General features: G+C 42.1%; 21 protein-coding genes. 10 read left to right on the top strand and 11 right to left on the bottom strand.

The features are described from left to right. Nucleotides 1-337: 337 nt before the first annotated feature. The 3 genes from PLL47_RS08960 to PLL47_RS08950 are packed head-to-tail and all read left to right on the top strand — an operon-like array spanning nt 338 to nt 2247. Nucleotides 338-1741 carry an APC family permease gene (locus tag PLL47_RS08960; protein ID WP_324445850.1) on the top strand — a complete coding sequence of 468 codons (1404 nt, stop codon included), beginning with the start codon at nt 338-340 and terminating at the stop codon, nt 1739-1741. Next, nucleotides 1728-1997, top strand: a complete 270-nt coding sequence (locus tag PLL47_RS08955; RefSeq protein WP_324445849.1) for a monomethylamine permease — start codon at nt 1728-1730, stop codon at nt 1995-1997. The genes PLL47_RS08960 and PLL47_RS08955 overlap by 14 nt, the downstream gene beginning before the upstream one ends. Nucleotides 1998-2010: 13 nt before the next feature. Beyond that, the gene (locus tag PLL47_RS08950; RefSeq protein WP_324445848.1) at nt 2011-2247 is read left to right on the top strand and encodes an AcrB/AcrD/AcrF family protein; all 237 of its coding nucleotides are present in this window, start codon (nt 2011-2013) and stop codon (nt 2245-2247) included. Nucleotides 2248-2792: 545 nt separating this feature from the next. On the opposite strand, the gene PLL47_RS08945 is transcribed toward PLL47_RS08950, so the two are convergent. The 3 genes from PLL47_RS08945 to PLL47_RS08935 form a co-directional block, all read right to left on the bottom strand. Next, nucleotides 2793-3818: an AAA family ATPase gene (locus tag PLL47_RS08945; protein WP_324445847.1), complete on the bottom strand. Its 1026-nt coding sequence runs from the start codon at nt 3816-3818 to the stop codon at nt 2793-2795. Nucleotides 3819-3883: 65 nt separating this feature from the next. After that, complete coding sequence (locus tag PLL47_RS08940; RefSeq protein WP_324445846.1) at nt 3884-5584, bottom strand: preprotein translocase subunit SecD; 1701 nt, start codon at nt 5582-5584, stop codon at nt 3884-3886. Next, nucleotides 5581-6486, bottom strand: coding sequence for a protein translocase subunit SecF (locus PLL47_RS08935; protein WP_324445845.1), 906 nt, complete (start codon nt 6484-6486; stop codon nt 5581-5583). The genes PLL47_RS08940 and PLL47_RS08935 overlap by 4 nt, the downstream gene beginning before the upstream one ends. 405 nt (nt 6487-6891) lie before the next feature. Here PLL47_RS08935 and PLL47_RS08930 point away from each other — a divergent pair, with 405 nt between their 5' ends. Further along, on the top strand, nt 6892-7353 hold the full coding sequence (locus PLL47_RS08930; RefSeq protein ID WP_324445844.1) for a deoxycytidylate deaminase: 462 nt from the start codon (nt 6892-6894) through the stop codon (nt 7351-7353). Between the two features lie 51 nt (nt 7354-7404). Beyond that, a complete protein-coding gene (locus tag PLL47_RS08925; RefSeq protein WP_324445843.1) occupies nt 7405-7728 on the top strand; it encodes a cupin domain-containing protein in 324 nt (107 codons plus the stop codon). Nucleotides 7729-7808: 80 nt separating this feature from the next. On the opposite strand, the gene PLL47_RS08920 is transcribed toward PLL47_RS08925, so the two are convergent. After that, on the bottom strand, nt 7809-7988 hold the full coding sequence (locus PLL47_RS08920) for a hypothetical protein (protein ID WP_324445842.1): 180 nt from the start codon (nt 7986-7988) through the stop codon (nt 7809-7811). Next, entirely contained in the window at nt 7945-8709 is a 765-nt protein-coding gene (locus tag PLL47_RS08915) for a coenzyme F420-0:L-glutamate ligase (protein ID WP_324445841.1), read from the bottom strand. Before PLL47_RS08915 ends, PLL47_RS08920 begins: the two co-directional genes overlap by 44 nt. Nucleotides 8710-9193: 484 nt before the next feature. Here PLL47_RS08915 and PLL47_RS08910 point away from each other — a divergent pair, with 484 nt between their 5' ends. Both PLL47_RS08910 and PLL47_RS08905 read left to right on the top strand, forming a co-directional pair. Next, nucleotides 9194-9484, top strand: a complete 291-nt coding sequence (locus tag PLL47_RS08910; RefSeq protein WP_324445840.1) for a hypothetical protein — start codon at nt 9194-9196, stop codon at nt 9482-9484. 206 nt (nt 9485-9690) lie between these two features. Next, nucleotides 9691-10662 carry a cation diffusion facilitator family transporter gene (locus tag PLL47_RS08905; protein WP_324445839.1) on the top strand — a complete coding sequence of 324 codons (972 nt, stop codon included), beginning with the start codon at nt 9691-9693 and terminating at the stop codon, nt 10660-10662. Nucleotides 10663-10820: 158 nt separating this feature from the next. Here the strand turns inward: PLL47_RS08905 and PLL47_RS08900 are convergent, their stop codons facing one another. Next, nucleotides 10821-11282, bottom strand: coding sequence for an Hsp20/alpha crystallin family protein (locus PLL47_RS08900; RefSeq protein WP_324445838.1), 462 nt, complete (start codon nt 11280-11282; stop codon nt 10821-10823). Nucleotides 11283-11594: 312 nt separating this feature from the next. Continuing rightward, nucleotides 11595-12788, bottom strand: coding sequence for a cofactor-independent phosphoglycerate mutase (locus tag PLL47_RS08895; protein ID WP_324445853.1), 1194 nt, complete (start codon nt 12786-12788; stop codon nt 11595-11597). A 443-nt stretch (nt 12789-13231) separates the two neighbouring features. Between PLL47_RS08895 and PLL47_RS08890 the strand changes: the two genes are divergently transcribed. Together PLL47_RS08890 and purM are read left to right on the top strand one after the other, a co-directional pair. Then, on the top strand, nt 13232-14650 hold the full coding sequence (locus tag PLL47_RS08890) for an aspartate kinase (protein WP_324445852.1): 1419 nt from the start codon (nt 13232-13234) through the stop codon (nt 14648-14650). A gap of 21 nt (nt 14651-14671) precedes the next feature. Further along, on the top strand, nt 14672-15673 hold the full coding sequence (gene purM / locus PLL47_RS08885; protein WP_324445837.1) for a phosphoribosylformylglycinamidine cyclo-ligase: 1002 nt from the start codon (nt 14672-14674) through the stop codon (nt 15671-15673). Nucleotides 15674-15889: 216 nt separating this feature from the next. Here the strand turns inward: purM and PLL47_RS08880 are convergent, their stop codons facing one another. Continuing rightward, the gene (locus PLL47_RS08880) at nt 15890-16264 is read right to left on the bottom strand and encodes a DUF1894 domain-containing protein (RefSeq protein WP_324445836.1); all 375 of its coding nucleotides are present in this window, start codon (nt 16262-16264) and stop codon (nt 15890-15892) included. Next, nucleotides 16261-16719, bottom strand: coding sequence for a DUF1890 domain-containing protein (locus tag PLL47_RS08875; protein ID WP_324445835.1), 459 nt, complete (start codon nt 16717-16719; stop codon nt 16261-16263). Before PLL47_RS08875 ends, PLL47_RS08880 begins: the two co-directional genes overlap by 4 nt. 414 nt (nt 16720-17133) lie before the next feature. On the opposite strand from PLL47_RS08875, the gene PLL47_RS08870 reads away from it, so the two are divergent. Beyond that, a complete protein-coding gene (locus PLL47_RS08870) occupies nt 17134-17436 on the top strand; it encodes a DUF1894 domain-containing protein (protein WP_324445834.1) in 303 nt (100 codons plus the stop codon). Nucleotides 17437-17448: 12 nt separating this feature from the next. Here PLL47_RS08870 and PLL47_RS08865 read toward each other — a convergent pair whose 3' ends face one another. Together PLL47_RS08865 and PLL47_RS08860 are read right to left on the bottom strand one after the other, a co-directional pair. Beyond that, nucleotides 17449-18015: a hypothetical protein gene (locus tag PLL47_RS08865; protein ID WP_324445833.1), complete on the bottom strand. Its 567-nt coding sequence runs from the start codon at nt 18013-18015 to the stop codon at nt 17449-17451. 51 nt (nt 18016-18066) lie between these two features. Next, the gene (locus PLL47_RS08860) at nt 18067-19200 is read right to left on the bottom strand and encodes a hypothetical protein (RefSeq protein ID WP_324445832.1); all 1134 of its coding nucleotides are present in this window, start codon (nt 19198-19200) and stop codon (nt 18067-18069) included. Nucleotides 19201-19306 lie beyond the last annotated feature (106 nt).

Genomic DNA, 19306 nt, shown 5'->3' with positions numbered 1-19306 from the left:
GGTCTACGACGGAGCAAGAAAGAAGCTCGAAGACCTCGGTCTTGTATTCTAAGCCAGAAGTTTAGCCTGAAATTATACGAACTGACAGAAAGCCAGCGCTTGCCGCTGGCTAATTTTTTTGAAAAAGTATCAGGCTAAATAAATATATATTGAGAATTATGTGGAATTTTTTCATGAATAGGTGAACGGATACAAAAATTGGGAATATAAAAAGAAGGGGATAAAAATGGATATCTGGACTGTTATAAACGGACTGATATATCTTCTGGCTTTTGGGCTGATGGCCTGGGTTTTGCTGGATGCCAGCAGGGCTTCAAAAAGAAGGGGTTGATATGGAATGTCTGAACATGAAGCTGCCAGCCTTGTAAAGACTCTGCGGCCCTTCCATGTATGGGCTCTCGGCGTCGGGATTGTGCTGGTCGGGGAGTACATGGGCTGGAACTTTACTGTCGCAAAAGGAGGAATTCTGGGTTCCATGCTTGCCATGCTGGTTGCAGGGACAATGTATGTCATAATTGCCCTCTGTGCCAGTGAGCTCGGATCAGCAACCAAACTTGCAGGAGGACCCTATGACTGGGCGAGACTATTTGTCGGACCCGGAGCAGCTGCCAGTGTAGGACTTGCAGTTTATATGGAATACATCGCTCTTGAAGCGGCAGATGCTATTGTTGTTGCATTCATTGCACAGAGCATCTTCCCTGAGCTGCAGGTTTTTCCTGTGACCCTGCTTGTTATCGCACTTCTGACCTTCATTAACTATCGTGGCGTTGTTGCGGCATTAACCCTGAACTTTGTCCTGACCATGATCTCTTTCATTGCAATAATAGTTGTTTTCTTTGCAATTGTCTTTGGAGGAGTGAATATTCATCCTGAATATCTATTCCAGGGAGCTCTGCCAAATGGGATGATAGGGCTTTTTGCAGCCCTGCAGTTCGGACCGTGGTTCTACCTGGGAATAGAAGGAGCAGCAATGTGCGCTGAAGAGTGCAAACACCCATCAAGAGCTGTACCTCTTGGACAGCAGGCCGGAATGATAACCCTGCTTATAGGAGCGGCAATGACCCTCTATCTGTGTGCAGTGCTGATACCTACGGATGCGCTTGGAGTTTCCGTTTATCCGCTTTTTGAGGCTGCACAGAACAGTGGGATCTTTATCTTTATCGCTGCTCTGGGGCTCGGAACCTTCCTGACATGTGTTGCAAGTGCAAACGGCTGTGTCTGTGACTCCTCACGCTCCTGGTTTGCCCTCTCCAGAGACAATTACGTATCAGGCTGGTTCTCGGAAGTGCACCCCAGGTATAATACTCCATACAGGGCAGTAATTTTCACGATGCCTGTTGCAATCGGCTTTGCATTCAGCGGTTTCCTTGACCAGGTTATTACTTTTTCCATTGTCTCAGGGCTGCTATGTTATGTGCTGATTCCTTTCTCGCTGATTCGTTTCAGGAATCTGTTCCCGCACACCACAAGCAAAGTCAGACCTTTTGTGGGTCCTCTTCAGCCGTATATTGCTTACTTTGCAATCGCAATCGCAATTACGATCCTTTCAACGCTGTTCTGGGGCTACAAGTATAACCTGATCTTTGCCTTTGTGTTCTACGGTGTTGCATACTTCTATTTCAGCCACAAGCACAAGAGTTCAACCGCAGAAAATAACTGGGCTGAAATGGGCTGGCCCTTGCCCAAAGGTTCGGAAAATGTAAGTATGGTACAGGAGGCGATACACGTTGGAGACGAATAACCCGGCAATGGAAAGCAAATATCACAGCAAACTTAACGGAGATACGGCTCTCGTTATAGGCATGCTTGCTTTGCTTGTAGGTGCGGAAGGATACATTGTATACAATATCCTTGCAGCAACCTGGGAGATTTCTTCCAGCTTCTTCTACCTGTATATAATCTTTTTCGGACTGGTGGTTTTGATCGAAGGTATTGGGTGTCTGAGAGTAAGAGAGTCCATCAAAAACCATATGTTCGAGTTCAGATACTACGATTGAGGAGGCAGAAGACATGGTACAGAAGAATGTCGTTTCAGAAGTCTTTGACATTGTGTTTATCTTTGTCCTTGCCTTCATCTGTGTGGTCATTCCCACAGTACTCCAGGGAGCTGTGCTAGTTTCCTGGGAAGCAGGAGGGGAAGGAATAGGATTTGTCTGGGACCCTGTAGGCTTCTTCAGTTTCTTGCTTGTAATAATTGCTTTCTTTGTAGTGATCCTGTATCACTCTGTAAAGCACTACAAGTATTAAGAGAACTGAAAAGCTTGGAGAAACGGAAAAATATTGGAAATCTGCAAAATGCTGAAAATATTGAAAGAAACCGCCAGAAAGGTTAAATTGGAGTCTGCCTGAAGGAGAAATCAGGCAGACAATACTTTTTAAGAGATTAAAAGCGGCAGAAGATTTCGTTTTTTAAGTTCAAATGTGGCTATTCCTGCCGCATCAGCATGTCTCCCTGAAAAGAGGGAATTATTCAGGGAGGAGGGATTTTTTGTGGATTTTTTCTGAATGACCTGAATTAGTTTCTGGTCATTACAATAAAAAATAAAAGCTTATACTATATAATATTTACTATTCTAATTTTATATAAACGAAAATAGTAGATATAGTTTGTGGTATTTCTGAGAAGCGAAATAGAAAGATATATATACAAATTACAAAAAAAGATGAAAAAAGGAAAAGATATAAAAAGAATCCCCCCACTTTGAGAATAAATTATGAGAAGGAAGGAGGAAAATAATACTTGAAAAAGCATAAAATGATTAGTTTTGAAAATGCTATTTATCCTGAGTAAATCAGGAAAATGTGGAAATTAGCTTCTCGAGCTGGATCCTCTCACTGGCAGCATCTATAAGTCTTGAATCGGTTTCTGAAATTTTTACAATAAGACGTGCAACATCCTCGTCTGTTTCTCCCGAATCTATAAGGGCTTCGGCAAGCCCTTCAAGGATATCAGTCCCTGAAAGCCCTTTTTCAATAATCATTTCGTCTATGAGCTGGCGTCCTCTGGAAAAATCACCTGCAAGAGCAGCCTCAAGAAGCAAATCGACAGTTTCGTCCCTGCCTTTCATAGTAGCTTCAAAGACAATCTCCTCCGTGATTTCAGCGCCTTCTGCCTTCAGGGCAGCGAGCTGGAGAGTCTGAACAGCTCCTGCAATATTTCCCCTGGCAAGATAGAGGATAGCATCAAGAGCTCCACCTGAAAGTTTCAGATTTTCAGCAAGAGAAATCCTCTCAAGATAGGGTTTCAGGAGAGAATCCGAAACATAGGAAAAAAAGACCTGGAGCCCCCTTGAACGGAGAGGAGAAATGAGTTTTGAAGGTTTTGTAGTGGAAAGAATAAACCTGCATGTTGCACTGTACTTTTCCATGATGCGCCTGAGAGCATGCTGCGCATCCGAACTGAGAGATTCTGCATTATCGATATAAATTATTTTGTAATCAGCATCAAGAGGAGACATTCCGGCGTATTCGTTAATAATTTCCTTAAAAATGTCGATCACGCTTTTGTAGATTTTTTTCGGGTCATCAGTCCCGATAAAACGGACAAAGCGCCTGTCCCGCACAAGATAACGTTTTCCCTGGTCGAAAAAATCCGAAGAGTTAAAGTATGTGAAATTGTTCTTCCAGGTATTTCCATAGAGCTGCCTGGCAAGAGCAAGAGCAGCCGTTGTTTTTCCGGAGTTTTCAGGCCCGTAAAAAATGAGATGGGGCAGGGATCTTGACTGAACAAGTTCGGAAAGAGTTTTCACTGCATGTTCGTTTCCGAGCAGTCCTTCAAGAGTATCTGCTCTGTATTTTAGAGTCCAGAGATCCTGCATTGGTTCCACCTTATTTTCAGCTTTTGGATATTAATTTTTGAGACTTTATTTTTTTGCCTCAATACTTACTCGGTCACACTTCCATTTCCACTATCACTCACATGAAGAAGTTCCTTAATTACTACACCGTATACTGGTCTTGCAACAATTACACCTATTAAGACACCAATGATAGTAGTAATTGCAAAGCCCTTCAGGGATCCGAAGCCCATTACAACCAGGGGAGACAGAGCAATAATGTTTGTAAAAGCTGCCCCTAAAATGATTGCAAAAGCTTTTCCAATCCTTGAATGGAAGACCTTTGTTGGAGGGAGTTTACCCTCGTAAAGAACCTCATCTGTAATGATAACCAGATGGTCGATTCCAGTACCTATGGAAGCTATGATACCTGCAATTGCAGGAAGGTCAAGCTGCCAGCCTATTACTGCTGCAACTCCAAGGATCATAATAACTTCGCTGGTAGAAGTTCCGACCATGGGCAACAGGATTTCACGCCTCCTGTATCTGCGGAAAACAATTGCAGCAACTCCTAGCAAGGAAACTAAGCCTGCAATAACTGCTTCGGTTTTGAACTGAGATCCGAGACCTGCGTCCACATGCCCTGAACCTACAAGCTGCACGTTGACAGGAAGAGCGCCTGCACGAAGGTGAACCTGAAGTGCAGTAGCCTGAGTTTTGGCATCTTCATCAGTACCCGTAGAAGCTTCCCAGGAATATATAGGACCTTCTCGCAGTTTGGAGGCGGCAGAGTAACTTAAAGGAGCTCCATAGATTTCGACTCCATCAAGGTACATTATGAGGTAATGGGAATCAGGGTTGTCAATTGCTCCGGTTTCCAGTGCAACTTTCTGAAGAGCCAGAGCTCCTTCATCATTCAGGACAAAAGGAGTATGCCACTGTTCGTCATGATAGGATGGAATTCCTACGCTCTGAATGGAGTCACCGTAAAGGACATGTTCTGTTTCATTTCCAGTTGTCTGAATCCTTATCTCAAACTTTCCAGGTTTTTCAGCTATTTCCTTGGCAGTCGCCAGGTCAATGCCTGCAAAGTCAATAAGGATATATTCGTCCCCTACAGTCCTTACAGGAATATCTTTGAGACCCATAGAGTTCATTTTGTCATTAAGAATGTCTCTTGTAAGATCTCTTGTATCACTGCTGACTCCTTCTTTATAAGTTGAAGTCCCGTCTTCGTTCTTACGAATAGAACCTCCAACCTCTTTCAGTAGAGACTCAAGCTGTTCTTCAGTGACTGCAGTCCTGATTTCGTAGACAATTCCGTCCTGAGTACTTATCGAAACTACTTCTGCATCAAGGGCTTTTGAGAGGTAAGACTGCACAAGGTGCTCCTTACTTGTATCAGAGATAGTTACCTGAGTTGTATTTCCGTTAAGCTTATCCACACTTACCGTTCCAAGAGACTCAAGCTGCGAGGCACTGACTGAAGCAGATGTTGTGAACGTAATGGATTTATCGACAGAGCCACCAACGTCAAGGGTATTTTTTGTGACCTCAACAGGGGCTCCAATTATAGGCTCGACAATTCCACTGACAAGATTTCCAGAATCTACATCTATCTGGGCAAGTGCTCCCTCCAGTTTTATCTGGAGCCAGGATCCACCTTCCAGATCAAGTCCAAAGTTGAGGTTAGTGGTTATCCCTTCTCCCGGGGTATAAGCTGGGTGGATAGCCACTATAGAGCCAAGAAGAATCAGAATGAAGATAATGACTCTTGGATTTTTAAAAAGGTCTTTTTTATCACTCATCTGTTATACCTCCCTCTGAATTCGGGTTTCATTACATACCATCGTAAAATTCCCGTATTCAGGAGCCAGGTATTCATCATGTCTGCAAAAAGTCCTGCAATTAACACGATTGAGATATTCGAAAGCAGAGTAATCTGCGCGAATGAGGGAATTACCAGATAGCCGAAAGTCGAGACTATGTACATGGACGCAAGCGCTGCAAGGGTCGTGGTGGTCATGGTAATACCCGTGTGCATAGCCCGTGAGACTTTTTCTTCTACCAATCCCCTACGTTTAATTACTCTATTTGTAAGCAAAATGTCACTATCTACAGAATAACCAATAAGCATAAGCAGGGCTGCAAGTGTTCCCAGAGAGAGTTCGATCCCGGCAACCCTCATGAAAGCAGCTGCAATCATGATATCCGAAAAAGCTGAGAGTATTACTGCAAAAGAAGGTATAAATGTCCGGTAGATAAGGAATACTACAATTGCCATCCCTATAAAAGAAATTACAAGAGCCTTAACAGCCTGTACCTGCAGTTCCTGACCGTAAACTGGTCCTACCTGCTGAATCTGCACATTGGAATATCGGCTCATAACATCTTCTTCAAGCTGACGCTGCTGCTCGTTATCCATAATCCCAAACTGCATGATAACCCTGCTTCCGGTCTGCCGGACGTCCGTGATGGGATAAGAAGAATACATTTCTTCAAGCACAGCAGGGGATTCGGTAGTTTCTAACGAAATCTGGGTACCGCCCTGGAATTCCATTCCCAGGATTAAAGGTGACCCGCTGCTTATAAAGGAAACCAGCAGTATTATCAAAGAAACTGCGAGTATTGCAAGGGGTAATGCCAGCAACTGGCGATTATCGTGAGTTTTCACGAAATTATCTAAAAATTCGGTCAAACCTGTTGCCATAATTAAATACTCCGGATGAATGCATCTATTTTTATTCTTGAATCTATCCGAGTTTTTTGTCCGGATTTGGAATCCAGAAAACGTTCAAATTTAGAATACGGAAGTTCACATATACAGCCGGAACCATCAGACTTATAGTCCGAAAAATGCCTGATAACCTGAGATTATAAGCTCTCCCGGAGTTCTCTTTGAAGCTCGGTTCCGTGAAAAAATCTTCCATATTTCTTAGATTGTAAATAAGTTGATTCGCTTCAGTTCTATATTCTATGGATTATATTAATTTTCCTCAGAAAACAATTCTCTCTCTCTATATAGCGTTAATTCATTCATTTTAAATTTATTGCTAAAAGTGGTACAAGTTCTAACGTTATAACTATATATACCATTTACTGTTCATTAAAAATAATGACAGAAAGACCCTCCCTTGATGAATATTTCCTTGAAATAGCCTATGTGGTAGGCAAACGGGCGACCTGCCTCCGGAACAATGTAGGGGCAGTAATCGTTCGGGATAAACGCATTCTTTCAACCGGATATAACGGAGCACCAAGCGGCATGGAGCACTGCCTTGACATCGGATGTATCCGGGAACTTGAAAAAATTCCCTCAGGCACGCGGCATGAGAAATGCAGAGCAGTCCATGCGGAGCAAAATGCCATCATTCAGGCTGCAATCCATGGAGTAAGCATTACAGGAGCAACTCTATACTGCACGCACCAGCCATGTATCCTCTGTGCAAAAATGATAATTAACTCAAACATCAAAAGAGTTGTATATTCAATACCTTATCCTGACACCGATTCCCTTGTTTTCTTCAGGAACGCAGGCGTGGAAGTAGAACATATTCCTTTTGAGCTGAAATATTAATTACCTGGTAAGCCTTATTGTAATTACGCTACAGGGATAAGGGGTGAAGTAATGCCTGAAGAATTAAAAGCCAGAACACTGAAAGCAGAAGATCTGATTGACTACCAGGAAGGAGCGGTTGTAAGTAAGGAAATTATCCGCAAAGGCACGGGAACAGTAACCATATTTGCTTTCGGCAAAGGAGAGGGACTGAGTGAACATACTGCGCCTTTCGATGCCATGGTTCAGGTAATAGACGGAAAGGCAGAAATCATTATTTCCGGGAATAAAAACATTCTGGAAAAAGGGGACATGATAATAATGCCTGCCAACGAACCTCACGCGCTGAACGCTCTGGAAAGGTTCAAGATGATTCTAACCATGATACGTTCGTAATATAAGCCCTTTTAATTTTCGTTCATAGACCTGAACTCTTAAGTCTTATTTTTTAACCCGTATTTTTTAACCCGTATTTTTTAACCCGTATTTTTTAACCCTTGATGTTTTAACCCGTATTTTTTAACCCTTGATGTTTTAACCCTTGATGTTTTAACCCTTGATGTTTTAACCCTTGATGTTTTAACCCTTGATGTTTTAACCCATTTTTTCAGCTCATTTTTTATTTCGCAGGCACCTAAGTCCTTTTTTGATAACATCCATGTCTTCAGGGCGGTATGTTTCTTTTATAGATGCATTTCCTTCATAATAATAATCAAGCCCGCGAATGATTACAACCGGAACGCCGCCTGCTCCTTCACCCATTAAAAGGTTGGCAGCGCCTGAAATCTCATCGGCTATTGCCTGCTCTGTAATTTCCAGTAATTTACCGAAAAGGTCCTTTTCTCCGATCCAGCGTTTAATGGGTTTTATTTTGTAAATTCCTATGGCAACTCCTGTTTGCCCAATCTTGAAAGCTCGCCCGTTTGTGTCCGTAACAATTACACTCAGCTTTTTCCCGCTAATTTTTTCAAGTTCTCTTCCGATTTTTGAAGCACTTGCATCCGGGTTTTCAGGAGGGTAGAGTAAGAAACCATGCTCAATATTGGATTCATCAACTCCTGCGTTTACACAGGTATGCCCTGCAAGTGTTGTTACAAGCATGAAAGGAGACTCGACAAAGACTTCTCTGCTCCTGGAAAGGACAGCCTGAATAAAACGGGCATCTTTTCCTGTACGGGCTGCAATTTCAAGAGCCTGCTCTCCAGGAGCGATGTCTTCAAGCTTGAAGATCTCTCCTTCGGCTTTTGCAACGATGGTTGAGGCAATAACAATAATGTCTCTGTCCTGAAGTTCAATTCTCTCACAGATAATGGAGGGCAGGTCGTCCCCTTTATGTATAAGGGGAATCTTTTCTACGGCAATTGCTTCAAATTTCAAAGGGCTTCCTCAAAGATTTTAAAGGTATAAGTATGTAGGCTGATTTCGCAGGGTTACGAAAATCGTCCCATAAATGAATAATTTATAGCAGTAAAGGCAGTAACCATAAATAAGACCACCGATATACTGGGTTTTGCGGCGATGATGAGAGTTACCCCGGCTGAGCAAAAGATGATGAGAATAATTTCCTGATGCCGCACTTTTCACTTTAATTTCCTGTTGATTTGAACTTCCGATGTAGTTTTTTCGATTTTTTGCCTGAATAAACCCTTTCACCCTTTTATTAGATCAATTTCCAATCTGGTTCTGGTTTAATGTAAGTTCTTTAGCCAGAGTGAGAATTTTTATCTAGCTTGCAAACCAGATTTCTTCAGGGGTGTTGAACATTAGTCAGTATGATCTGAATGAAATGATACAGAAAATCAAGCAAAAGAGCCCTTTTGAATTAAAAGACAACGAAAGGAGCAGATCCTGGAGCTTAAGAGTGATTATAAGCAAACTATTTTATTCGCTGGACTATGAGAATGAGCCTCAAGAGACTCGAAATAAAGTAACTCAGCTTCTTCTTTATCACGGACAGTTCAGCAGAGAAGAAATCGATGAAATATTTCAATCCTCAGCCAAGGAAACCACTAATTATTCACGGGAATTCCTGAAACAGCATCCTGAGGTTGCAATGGCCGAAGCCAAAAGGAATAAGGAGTTTCCGGAGGAAGATGAAGGACAAGAAGAAAGGCCAAAGGAGATAAAGTACATATTCCCTCACTATGGCTGAACGTCTTTAAGGAAAACTTTCTTCAATAAAAGGGCAAAAGAAAGCCAAAAAACAGTAGCATAAAGACAGTTAATTCCTCAACCAGTTAGACAGGATCTATTATATTTGTTGATTACTTATTTATAGTCCTTCGTTCAACATATATAAAAATTAGACCATAATATCTCAAAATTTTATTCTAATTAATTAAGATATACTGAGAAATTATGACAGATGCCTATGACACAAGCACAGAAAACCTCTCTGATTCAGAAGAGAATTACAGATATTCCAAAGCAGCCTATGTAACAAAAGTTTCGATGGTTTTAAACTTCTTATTGACAGGTTTTAAGTTTACAGCAGGTATTATAGGGAATAGTTCAGCAATGATTGCTGATGCAGCTCATTCTCTATCTGATTTTATAACCGATGTAGCAGTGATTGTGGGTTTAAAGGTTGCCAAAAAACCGGGAGACAGTACACACAATTACGGACACGGGAAGATTGAGACTTTAACTGCAGCGTTCATAGGCCTTATGCTTATTGCAGCGGCTGCGGGAATTTTCTGGGGAGGCCTTCAGAAAGTAATTTCTTTTTATCATGGAGAGGCGCTTCCAGAACCAAGTAAAATTGCTCTTATTGCGGCAATTCTTTCGATTATAATAAAAGAATGGCTTTACCGTTACACCATAGCGTATGGAAGAAAACTTAAGAGCGACGCTTTAATCGCAAATGCCTGGGATCACCGTTCTGATGCTTTTTCTTCGGTAGGGACCATGGTAGGGGTTGGAGGAGCGATCTATCTGGGAGGCAAATGGGTGGTACTCGACCCGATAGCTGCAGTTGTACTGAGCTTCTTTATCCTTAAGGTAGCACTTGAGGTCTCTTACAAAAGCCTTAATGAACTTCTGGAGGCTTCACTGGATTCGGAAACCTACAGAAATATTGAAGAAGCTTTGCTGTCTACAGATGGTGTATTGGGTTTCCATGAGCTCAAAACCCGAAAGATCGGAAACGCCATGGCTGCAGACGTACATATCGAGGTTGACAGGAATCTGAGTATTGTGGATGCACATGAAATATCAACACATGTTGAAGATAGATTAAAGGAAGTCTGCGGTAAAAACGGGCATTTCTCAATTCGTGTAGAGCCATGTTCTGATTCTGAATATTATAAAGAATATTTACAGGACAAATAACAGAAAGGTTATGAAAGTATTAGAATACATTTTAAAAAAGCAATATGTATTAAATAAGCAAATAAGCACATAAACCAATAGAGAAACAACACTGAAAAGAAAAACTGCGAGTTCCCCCGCAGTATGATATATTATATAAAGACGTCTTTCTTGACAGATTACTCAATTTCTATCTTCTTTTTCGGCTCTTCAATTCTCGCTTTCGGAAGAGTAATTGTCAGGACACCATTTTCCATTTTTGCAGTAGAACCTTCTTCTCTGACACTGACAGGCAGTCGGACAGCGCGGTAAAATTGTGTATATGCTCTTTCCCTGCGCAGGTATCCTTCTTCTTCGGATTCCTTTTCCTTGCCGGCCTTTGCACTGATCTCAAGCATATCCTCTTTGAGATTGATCTCTACGTCCTCTTTATTGATGCCTGGAAGGTCTGTGGTAACCAGAAGTTTGTCATCTTCTTCTTTGATGTCAATGGCAGGAGTGTATACTTTCCCGCCACTCCATTCTTCCATTGGCATAAAATCTTCAAACAGCTGGTTCAGGCGTTCCTGCGTTCTTCTAATCTCTTCAAAAGGATCCCAGCGTGAGGGTCCTAAAAACGATCTTTTAGCTGGCCATCTCATCTTTATATTCCCCCTTAAGTAAAAAAATCATACAGCTATAGATTTGTTATTATGAATATATTGATAGAGGATATATAAGTTTTCTCAGATAACTTCACTGAAATGTATGGAGAAAAAGAACTGAACAAAATAAAAATGAGTAAAAGAAAAAAATCTCCAAAAAAACCGATTAAAAAAATCGATTGAAATGTATTTCTTGAGAAATCAAAAAGGATTCAGGTCTGAAAACCGCTAATAAATTCCGTAAAAAATATGATAACAGGATGTTTTATAAAGGGCCTGAAAACAGAAAATTTTATAAAGAGCCTGAAATTAGCTCTTTACAAGCATTCCTATCAGATCTGAAGCTTTTACGAGCCCCATAGAGCCTTTTTTAACTGATTCTTCGTCAAAGGAATTCACAGTATCAGGCTCAGGTTTATCAGTCCTGTAAACAGCAAAAGGAATAGGATCTCTTGTGTGCGTTTTTACAGATACCGGAGTCGGGTGGTCAGGAAGCACAAGGATCGTAAAAGGCTCATCTGAGTCTTCAGCATGTTTAAGGATGGGAGCAACTATGCGGCTGTCAAAGTCCTCAACAGCTTTCATTTTTTTCTCAGTACTCCCTTCGTGCCCTGCCTCATCAGGAGCTTCCACATGCACAAAAACAAGGTCTCTGGTCTTCAGGGCTTCAATAGCTGCGCTGGCTTTCCCTTCATAATTGGTATCCAGATAACCGGTTGCTCCGGGCACTTCAATTACATCCAGCCCTGCATAGATTCCGATTCCCTTAAGCAGATCCACTGCGGAAATAATAGCCCCTTTTTTCCCGTAAAGTTCCTTAAAAGCCGTGAACTTCGGAGCATAGCCCTGCCCCCAGACCCAGATAGAATTTGCCGGGTTTTTGCCCTCCTGCATTCTTTTCAGGTTGATGGGATGCAGTTCCAGAACAGTCATAGATTCTTCGATAAGCTCCGAGAAAAATTCTCCGTCTCTCCCTCTGGGAAGATAATTATCTTTCTTCTCTCCTGTAATATCATGCGGAGGCGTACACTCCGTTTCAGCTCCCAGGTTGTTCGCGGCAACGAGAAGGTGCCTGTAACTTATGCCCGGATAAAACCTGAGATTCTCTCTCCCGAGTTCGGAGTCAAGAGTATCTATCAGAATCTCTGCTTCATCGCTGCTAATATGCCCTGAACTGTAGTCTTTTATCTTCCCGTTTTCTATAGTAATAAGATTGCACCTGAACGCCACATCATCCGCTTCAAGAGCCACTCCCATACTCGCAGCTTCCAGAGGAGCCCTCCCTGAATAATAGGTTGCCGGGTCATATCCCAGAATTGACATATTTGCAACGTCACTTCCTGGAGGAAAACCATCAGGTACGGTCTTTGCAAGCCCGGTTTTCCCGCGCGCTGCAATCAAATCCATAGCAGGTGTTTGGGCTGCCTGTAGAATAGTCCTGTTACCCAGTTTTTCGATAGGGTAATCCGCCATTCCGTCTCCTATAAGTATGGCATATTTCATTGCTTCACCTTTTTCCAACTGCTTTAGCCCTTCTTCTTGCAGATAAAATATATCACTTTCTACCAGATACCTTTATAATATTTTTTTGGCATCTGCCAGCAAGCTTTTTCTGCCGATTCCAACGTTTCAATTCCTATACCCATTTTACACAAACATTATAATATAGTATCCATATCCTATACAAGACAGGCTCCCTGCGCAAAATATATTAAGCGGCAGGAGAGCCGGAACAGAGTGCTCTTTACAGGCAGGATTATTTAGAAAAAAACGCTGTTAACCGCAGCAGTACATATTTCAGGCTGTAATCAATTCTAATTCCAGAGTAGCCTGTGAATACTGATCACGATGGTCAAATTAATTAACATCTAAGACACTAAGATTAACACATTAGAAAAAATGAAAATGTCAGAATATCCTACTTAATGCTAAAACGTGATCCGATCATGAAAATAGTAATGAAATTTGGAGGAACTTCCGTTGGGGACGGAAAAAAGATCCGTCATGTTGCCCAGCTTCTCAAAAGGTACCATGAGGAGGGCAACCAGATTGTGGTGGTAACCTCGGCACTCGGTGGAGTAACCGACAGGCTTCTGGAAAATGCCCGCCTTGCCTCAACAAAGGGCAAGGTCTCTCTTGTCAAAGAGTTTAAAACAGAACTTACAAACAAACACCACGAAGCTGTGAGAGACGCCATTGACAACCCCAATATAGCAAAAGAAGTCCTCCAGATCCTTGACCTGAGAATTGAAGAACTTGAAAAAGCCCTGATCGGAATATGCTATCTTGGAGAACTTACCAGCAGATCAATCGATTATATATCCTCATATGGAGAAAGGCTGGCTGCTCCAATAGTTTCAGGCGCTATCCGTTCCCTTGGAATCCCTTCAATAGAATACACCGGAGGAGAGGCAGGGATTGTAACCACATCGGATTACGGAAACGCCCGCCCTCTCGAAAAGACATACGAGCTTGTACCAAAGAGGCTTGGATGCAGGCTTGATTCTCATATCCTTGTGGTTACAGGCTTTATAGGAGAAAATGAAGACGGGATAATCACCACCCTTGGCAGAAGCGGGTCTGATTTCTCAGCTTCCATCCTTGGAGCAGCCCTGAAAGCCGACGAGATATGGCTCTGGAAAGAAGTTAACGGGATCATGACAACAGACCCGAGAATTGTGCCCGAAGCAAAAACCATCCCGCAGATCTCCTACGCGGAGGCCATGGAGCTTTCATATTTTGGAGCAAACGTGCTGCACCCACGTACTATTGAGCCTGCAATGCGCGAACATATTCCTGTAAGGGTCAAAAACACCTTTGACCCGAAATTCCCGGGCACACTTGTAGTGTCGGAAAAGTTCCAGTGCAAACAGGTCGTAAAAGCAGTAAGTCTGATCAAAAATGTAGCCCTTATTAACATCTCAGGAGCTGAAATGGCAGGCACGATCGGGACTGTGGCAAGGCTCTTTACCGCCCTTGCAAGGGCAGAAGTAAATATTGTTATGATCAGCCAGGGATCTTCAGAGTCCAATCTTTCTTTCGTGGTCAGCGAGTCGCATGTGGAATCTGCATTAAAAGCCCTCCATGCCGAGTTCAACCGTGAAATCGTAAAGGAAATTACTTCGGATAAAAATGTATGTGTAGTTGCGGTGGTAGGAGCAGGAATGGCAGGAACTCCAGGCGTGGCAAAAAGGGTATTCGGGGCACTTGGAAATGCAATGATTAACATTATTATGATCAGCCAGGGATCTTCCCAGTACAATATCTCTTTCGTTGTCAGGGAAGATGACGCATTTGCCGCAGTCAAGACCCTGCATGACGAATTCCAACTTTATAACGGAAATGGAATTGAAAAACAGCTATAAAGCGGGCAAGAGGATCACAGAATGAGCGAAAAGCACCTAACATACGCGGATTCGGGCGTGGATATTAAAGAGGAAGAAAAAACGGTCAAAACCCTTATCGATAAATTGAGTTATGTTCGAAAGGGTATCGGAGCCCCTCTCACAGGGATAGGACACTATGCAGGGCTTCTGGACTTCGGGGAATATGCCCTTGCAATGACAACAGACGGTGTCGGCTCAAAAGTACTTATTGCAAACGAGATGCAGCGCTGGAACACCGTAGGGATAGACTGCATCGCAATGAATGTTAATGACCTTCTGGCTATAGGGGCTGAACCTGTAGCATTTGTGGACTACCTTGCCCTTGAAAAGCATGAAGAGGGCTTTGCCGCACAGATAGGAGAGGGGTTACTGAAAGGAGCAGAAATATCCAGGATGTCCATTGTAGGTGGAGAAACCGCAACTCTGCCCGATATTATCAAAGGATTTGACCTGGCAGGCACATGCCTCGGATTTCTCAAAAAAGAGGATATTATTGAAGGAGGAAAAGTCCAGGTAGGCGATGTTATTGTCGGCATTCCGAGTACAGGAGTCCACAGTAACGGCTACACCCTCGTGAGAAAAATCATGAAGGAATCCGGATACTCTTATCATGACCCCTGTCCCTACGACAGTTCAAAAACCATAGGAGACGACCTCCTCGAGCCCACCAGAATCTATATCGAAGTCCTTGATGTCCTCAAGGCGTGTGAAGTCCACGGGCTTGCCCACATAACTGGCAGCGGGCTTTTGAAATTGAGAAGGGTAACCAAACTCGGTTTTGATTTCTATGACCCTCTGGAGCCCCAGGATATTTTCAAATTCCTGCAGAAAGAAGGTGGAGTTGACGACCTTGAAATGTACAGGACCTTCAACATGGGAATGGGCTTCTTGATCATCCTTCCGGAAAAAGATGCCGCAAAGGCTGCAGAAATAACCGGCGGAAAAATCGTAGGAAAAATCGTGGAAAGCGGAATCAGGGTTAAAGACCTGATAATAGAGTAACAATGCCATAACAAAAATGCAGGTTTAAACATCCTGACCGGCGCGTTAAAGACCTGATAATAGAGTAACAATGCCCAAAAGTAGAATAAAAGGATGCAAAACCTGATTTGAAAATCAGCTTAGAGGAAAGTGAGAGGAAAAGCTCTTTCCCCTATGTTGAAATTCTCTTCCATGCTGATCATCTGTTTTATCCTTTTTATGGCCAATACTTAGAATTCATTTTTTCCACATATTCAGGTAGCTTGCCGAGGATGCGCTGGAGCTTTCAGGAGTTTTTCCCTTCTTTACTGAAGCTGTTCCCTTTTCCTTCTCCGTCTCCCTGAGACGATTTATTTCCTTTATGCTGTCCTCGTTTTCTATGCTCAGGACAAAACTTCCATGACAGGGCTTTGTATAAGGGAATATCAGAGCATCGCCTTTAGCTCCTACAGCGATGGGAGGCACTCCTATTATGTAATAGTCTTTGAAGATTTTGTATCCAGGTGATACATAATAAACCTCATTCGAGTTTTTCTCAATATACTCTCTGGCCTCCTTGAAGCTTATCCTATCCAGGAGGATTGTGTACTTCATCTGCTCAATACAGCTCATCTGGCCATCTCCTCCATTATTTTATCAAGTTTGTTTTTAAGGCGTATGGGATTGTGAACGTCCTGAGTAACGATCTTCTCACAATCGAATTCTATTGTCTGGGCCAGTTCCTCGGCGTGCCTTCCAAAGACAATAGAATACATTTTAGCCTGAGAAATGGCGCTCACTGTCGCTGCGTAGGTCATTCCGGAATCGTTATGCATGAAGGCAAAGCATATGTCAAAATCAGCCCTTTTTTCGATAATGTCCTCAAGGGTTTTATCGAGATCCGCCAGCTTTTTGGCATAGTAACCGTCGGAATCAGAGACCTTCAAAAGTTTCGTTGCAGCAGTTGTCCCGGCAACAGTTACATCAAATCCTGAATTGGTCAGCTTATGGGAAAGATATAAGGCAATACTGGTTTGAATCGGGACCTCGGGACATCCCATCATAAGGAGCACTTTTGCGCCGGTCATAACATTTCCTCTCTGAGATATATTATTTGTAAGAATGGGATATTGGTTTATCCTGAATTTCAATCTTTGCAATTGTTACTTAGGCGGAAACTCTTGAAATGAGACTGTTTTTTGATCAATCTGCTATCCATAAGTTCTCATTCCAATCTCTGGAAGTCTGATTTAACCATATGATATTATCAGTAATTTAATATATAAATTGTCGAAGCCGGTCTCGAGACAGATCTCGAATTCTCCCCAATATGAATAAAATAAAGGATTTCTACAGAACTCTCTATTTTCATTTTCAAAATGTTATATTCTATATATAATCCCTTCGTAATTTTAATTGGTGGATTTAGCTGGTGGTCATTTGAGGCAGTAATAGCTATCGAAATTTTTGTGGGTTGATCTAAAAACATAAAGGGTACAAAAATGGTGTGTTTAAGCGAATATGACTTTGACATTCTTCTGAAGAACGCAACTCTTAAAGAGTGTGAAACCCTTGTAAAGGAACGTTCGGAGGAAGTATATCTCGTACCCGGTGGGTATAAAATAAAAGGTATCATCCTTATGGGCGCAACTGTTCCTGTTGGTTTTTCAGGAAATGACATTATATTCCAGTTTATAAAGCCCTGTTTCGGCCTCTTCGTAATCAGGTTGAGAAATGAAGCAGAAGATATCAAGAGACTTAAAGAACAGTATAAGAAAGACAAAAATGTAAAAAAGGTAAAATGAATTTATAACTGGTCAAATTTTCACTTTTCCCGTACATGCAGTCCTGCACTCAAAAAATCCGGCTGCAGGCAGTTCGTGGATTGTTGTTGCGACAATCATACCTTCTCCGATTTCTTTTACTACCATAATGGGCCTGCCTCTGTCGTCTTCGAGAACAACCTGAGCATCGGTTTCTGAAAAGTAGCCGTCGCACCCTGCAGGAGGTATAATGTTTTCGACAAGTTTCTGAGCTTCATGTTCGCCCACAGGACGAGGCGTACAGGGGTTTTCTTCCATTATGTATTTCAGAGAGAAAGGCAGCCATTCATATTCGTACTCAGGTACAAGAGGGCTGAAGATAAGAAGAGTGCCGCCTTTTGTCACAAAACTTTCAAGGGAACGTTTGCCGCGTTCAAGCCCGACTCCTGTTTTTGTGTACTGTTTATTTGCAAAACCGGTAGGCAGAATAAGAATTTTACAGGGAGGTAGATAAGGAGTACCAAGGGATGTTGAGAGCGCACGGCTGCACTCAAGCCCGTATTCCAGGAAGAGTTTTTCGAAAAGAAGAGGACAGTCCCAGAGAATAATTACATCGCTCATGAAAAGGGATAGTGAACTTCCACATATGAATTTATCCATATGAATGAAGACTCATGGAGCACAGGAAGATTCAGGTTCTATATCCACCAGTCCGGAGTCAGAAATACGATTGGCATTCAAATTCTTTCCGAACTCAAAAACAATCATATGGGGGCTGGAAGTAACTGTGAATGGGTGGCCAATGTATTTGAAAATATTTGAATAATAACATATAATGCGTTCACATACCTTGCTATCAGAATAATCGTGAATTAATCTGACGCATTCACTGCCCTTCTCGGTACATACCTCTATTTCTGTTCCTATATTGTCAGTAAGGTAAAGGGCTTTGAAAATCATTATGTGCTCTGCAAGGGTGAAAGCTTCGGGAGGCTTACCTGTAAATAACTCGAACTCTCTTGCCATATCATTAACTGAAGGAAGATCTCCGGAAACAAAAGATTCAAAAATTTTTTTATTCATACTGAGACGCTCGTAGTTCTGATCTCGATAGATTTTTACAAGATTTCTCCAGAAATCAGGTTTTCTCCGGATTTCCCTGAAAGTGCTATCCATCGGTCCGAAGTGTTCTTCAAGTCCTTTAGGAATTTTCTCATAGTCAAGAAACTCAAAACGCTTAAGATAGACTTTAGTCACATTTGACCTGTTGAATATACCCTGTATGTCAAGCTTCATCTGTTTTGCCAGAAAAAGGGAAAGGCTGTGAGCAATTATTCCCCTGAAGCAGGGATTGCCGTTTGAAAGAGTAAGGATTACAGATTCAGGTTCCATACTTCCAGTGCATTCTGCATCTACCTTAATTTTCCAGCCCAGCCTGTTATTCATCGCATTAACATAATTAATAAAATCAGGAATTCTTTTAATAGTGTACGGGTTTATCAATTCGTATACAGTTGATTCTTCAATAAGCAAACCTGCAGTATTCTTGATGAACCACTCAAGCATCGTATGATGTATAAGCAGAAATTCTTCCTCTTCAATCATTTTGTTGCGGGATTCTGCATTCTTTAAAGCCTGGCTTGAGTCTTTATCTCCTTTTTCTCCTTTTTTTCCTTCAATAACCTGAGAGGCAGTTTCTATAGAGTCCCTTATTGCTGCACTTAAGTTTCCATTATTTTTGTCCAGAAAGGGCTTTAATTTATCTATGTAACACTGGTCAATTGAGATATTTTTTCGGACTATCAAGTTGACATCCTCTTTTCCCTTTTTGGAGATGAAGGAGATTCGAGTTTTCCTCGCTCTCCGCACGATTTGATATTTACGATCCAATAGTAGATTGCAGTTATTACTT

This window comes from Methanosarcina sp., assembly GCF_035390745.1.
Lineage (GTDB): Archaea > Halobacteriota > Methanosarcinia > Methanosarcinales > Methanosarcinaceae > Methanosarcina.
This window is presented reverse-complemented; position numbering and strand designations above follow the sequence as displayed.

Excerpts from the sequence above, each read along its gene's own strand:
- PLL47_RS08870 (WP_324445834.1), top strand. The coding sequence starts at position 17,134 with ATGGTGTGTTTAAGCGAATATGACTTTGACATTCTTCTGAAGAACGCA.
- PLL47_RS08875 (WP_324445835.1), bottom strand. The coding sequence starts at position 16,719 with ATGACCGGCGCAAAAGTGCTCCTTATGATGGGATGTCCCGAGGTCCCG.
- PLL47_RS08880 (WP_324445836.1), bottom strand. The coding sequence starts at position 16,264 with ATGAGCTGTATTGAGCAGATGAAGTACACAATCCTCCTGGATAGGATA.
- PLL47_RS08960 (WP_324445850.1), top strand. The coding sequence starts at position 338 with ATGTCTGAACATGAAGCTGCCAGCCTTGTAAAGACTCTGCGGCCCTTC.
- PLL47_RS08940 (WP_324445846.1), bottom strand. The coding sequence starts at position 5,584 with ATGAGTGATAAAAAAGACCTTTTTAAAAATCCAAGAGTCATTATCTTC.
- PLL47_RS08890 (WP_324445852.1), top strand. The coding sequence starts at position 13,232 with ATGAAAATAGTAATGAAATTTGGAGGAACTTCCGTTGGGGACGGAAAA.
- PLL47_RS08950 (WP_324445848.1), top strand. The coding sequence starts at position 2,011 with ATGGTACAGAAGAATGTCGTTTCAGAAGTCTTTGACATTGTGTTTATC.
- PLL47_RS08935 (WP_324445845.1), bottom strand. The coding sequence starts at position 6,486 with ATGGCAACAGGTTTGACCGAATTTTTAGATAATTTCGTGAAAACTCAC.
- PLL47_RS08930 (WP_324445844.1), top strand. The coding sequence starts at position 6,892 with ATGACAGAAAGACCCTCCCTTGATGAATATTTCCTTGAAATAGCCTAT.
- PLL47_RS08920 (WP_324445842.1), bottom strand. The coding sequence starts at position 7,988 with ATGTTATCAAAAAAGGACTTAGGTGCCTGCGAAATAAAAAATGAGCTG.
- PLL47_RS08945 (WP_324445847.1), bottom strand. The coding sequence starts at position 3,818 with ATGCAGGATCTCTGGACTCTAAAATACAGAGCAGATACTCTTGAAGGA.
- PLL47_RS08895 (WP_324445853.1), bottom strand. The coding sequence starts at position 12,788 with ATGAAATATGCCATACTTATAGGAGACGGAATGGCGGATTACCCTATC.
- purM (WP_324445837.1), top strand. The coding sequence starts at position 14,672 with ATGAGCGAAAAGCACCTAACATACGCGGATTCGGGCGTGGATATTAAA.
- PLL47_RS08900 (WP_324445838.1), bottom strand. The coding sequence starts at position 11,282 with ATGAGATGGCCAGCTAAAAGATCGTTTTTAGGACCCTCACGCTGGGAT.
- PLL47_RS08925 (WP_324445843.1), top strand. The coding sequence starts at position 7,405 with ATGCCTGAAGAATTAAAAGCCAGAACACTGAAAGCAGAAGATCTGATT.
- PLL47_RS08865 (WP_324445833.1), bottom strand. The coding sequence starts at position 18,015 with ATGAGCGATGTAATTATTCTCTGGGACTGTCCTCTTCTTTTCGAAAAA.
- PLL47_RS08905 (WP_324445839.1), top strand. The coding sequence starts at position 9,691 with ATGACAGATGCCTATGACACAAGCACAGAAAACCTCTCTGATTCAGAA.